The sequence below is a fragment of the Sphingopyxis sp. KK2 genome (assembly GCF_001990265.1).
GTDB lineage: Bacteria > Pseudomonadota > Alphaproteobacteria > Sphingomonadales > Sphingomonadaceae > Sphingopyxis.
In genome coordinates this window covers 1-1,891 of record NZ_LYVN01000275.1, presented here as the reverse complement: position 1 = coordinate 1,891, position 1,891 = coordinate 1, and the positions used below count along the sequence as shown (strand labels likewise).

Genomic DNA, 1,891 nt, shown 5'->3' with positions numbered 1-1,891 from the left:
CACCGGCGCGCGGTCGACGATCGCGGGGGTCGTGAAATCACAGAGGTCGGGGCGGTCGACGACGTTAACGAGCAGCCCGTGCGCGCGGAGGTCGGTGGCGGCGGCCTCGGCGCCGTCATCGAGCGCGACGAAGGCGAGGGTCGCCCCCGCTTCCCATCGCGGCACGATGCGCCCGCCGGCGCGTTCGATCAGCCGCGCCTTGGCGTCGGCAGCCTCCCCCTCCCCGACCAGCACGACCGTGCGGCCCTGCAGGTTGAGGAAGATGGGAAGCTGCTCCATACAAAACCTATAACAGGCCCCTCCCCATCCGGGGAGGGGTTGGGTCAGTCGATCCAGTCGGGCACGCGCTCGGCGGCCATGATCGTGCTCGCGGCGATGCGGTCGGCGACCTTCACATAGCGGTCGCCGTCGACGAGCACTTCGGGGACGAGGCTGCGGCTGTTGTAGGTCGACGCCATCGTCGCGCCATAGGCGCCCGCGGTGCGGAACACCGCGAGATCGCCGGGTTCGACAAGGTCGGTCTCACGGTCGCGCGCGAAGGTGTCGCCGGTCTCGCACACCGGGCCGACGATCGACGCGGTCATCCGTTCGCCCGACGGCTTCACCGCGGCAAAGTCGTGCCAGGCATCGTAGAGCGCGGGGCGCGCAAGATCGTTCATCGCGGCGTCGACGATCACGAAGGGGTTCGTCGCGCCGGGCTTGACCCACAGCACCTCGGTCAGCAGCACGCCGGTGTTGCCCGCGATGACGCGGCCGGGTTCGAACATCAGGGTGACGTCCCAATCCTTGGTCACGCGCGCGACCATCGCGCCATAATCGGCCATGCTCGGCGGATTGTCGCCCGCCTTGTAGGTGACGCCAAGGCCGCCGCCGAGGTCGACATGGGTGATGCTGTGCCCCGCCGCGCGCAGGTCGGCGACAAGCTGGCCGACGCGCTCGAAGGCCGCCTCGAGCGGTGCGAGGCTGGTCAGCTGGCTGCCGATATGGACCGCAATGCCGCGCATCTGGAGCCCCGGCAGCGCGCTGAGGCGGGCGAAGATTTCGGGGGCGGCGTCGATGCCGACACCGAACTTGTTCTCGGCCTTGCCGGTCGAGATTTTGGCATGGGTGCCCGCGTCGACGTCGGGATTGACGCGCAGCACGGCGGGCGCGGTCATTTCCTTGCCCAGCGCGATTTCGGAGAGCGCCACGCCTTCGGGTTCATGTTCGATGTTGAACTGGCCGATGCCGCGGTCGAGGCCGAGCGCGAGTTCGGCGCGGGTCTTGCCGACGCCCGAAAAGACGATGTCCTGCGGCGCCATGCCCGCGGCGAGCGCGCGTTCGAGTTCGCCGCCCGAGACGACGTCGGCGCCATAGCCCTGCCGCGCGAGCACGCGCAGCACGCCGAGGTTGGGGTTGCACTTGATCGCAAAGGCGAGGTGCTTCTTCGGCACGTCCTTCAGCCCGTCGCGAAATTCCTGCGCATGGCGTTCGAGCATCGCGCGCGAATAGACGTAAACGGGGGTCCCCACCTCTTCGGCGATGCGCGACAGGGGGATGGCTTCGGCGTGCATCACGCCGTCACGAAGTGCAAATTGATCCATTGGAGAAAGTCCTGAACTCAGCCCGGAGGCGGTAAATCGAAATCGTCGGGTTCACGTTGTTCCGAACGTTTAAGAAGTTCGTCGACCCGCGCGGGCCGGGCCTGCGCGTCGGGCGTCGTGAGTTCCTCCGTCGTTGGTTGTGTCTTGGCACCGACCGGCAGCGACGGCGGGGCCTGGCCCGCGACGGGCTTCAGATCCTCGCGCTTGCCGCACGCGCCGAGCGCCGCGACGCAGGCGGCACCGGCCGCGAGCAGAGCGAAGGCTTTCGCCGTTGCCATATCCTATTCCTCCAGCGCGGCGCGCGCCGC

At 68.5% G+C, this 1,891-nt stretch carries 3 protein-coding genes; all 3 read right to left on the bottom strand.

Annotation, left to right across the window (positions count from 1 at the left end):
* A partial coding sequence (locus B1A78_RS21705) for a bifunctional precorrin-2 dehydrogenase/sirohydrochlorin ferrochelatase (RefSeq protein ID WP_306171668.1) occupies nucleotides 1–279 on the bottom strand: 279 nt, incomplete at its 3' end.
* A 44-nt stretch (nucleotides 280–323) separates the two neighbouring features.
* Nucleotides 324–1,583 carry a diaminopimelate decarboxylase gene (gene lysA, locus B1A78_RS21700; RefSeq protein ID WP_077148900.1) on the bottom strand — a complete coding sequence of 420 codons (1,260 nt, stop codon included), beginning with the start codon at nucleotides 1,581–1,583 and terminating at the stop codon, nucleotides 324–326.
* Between the two features lie 17 nt (nucleotides 1,584–1,600).
* Nucleotides 1,601–1,861, bottom strand: coding sequence for a hypothetical protein (locus B1A78_RS21695; RefSeq protein WP_077148899.1), 261 nt, complete (start codon nucleotides 1,859–1,861; stop codon nucleotides 1,601–1,603).
* Between the last annotated feature and the right edge of the window lie 30 nt (nucleotides 1,862–1,891).

Bases quoted from the DNA above. Each gene is read 5' to 3' on its own strand.
- lysA (WP_077148900.1), bottom strand. From the start codon at position 1,583: ATGGATCAATTTGCACTTCGTGACGGCGTGATGCACGCCGAAGCCATC.
- B1A78_RS21695 (WP_077148899.1), bottom strand. From the start codon at position 1,861: ATGGCAACGGCGAAAGCCTTCGCTCTGCTCGCGGCCGGTGCCGCCTGC.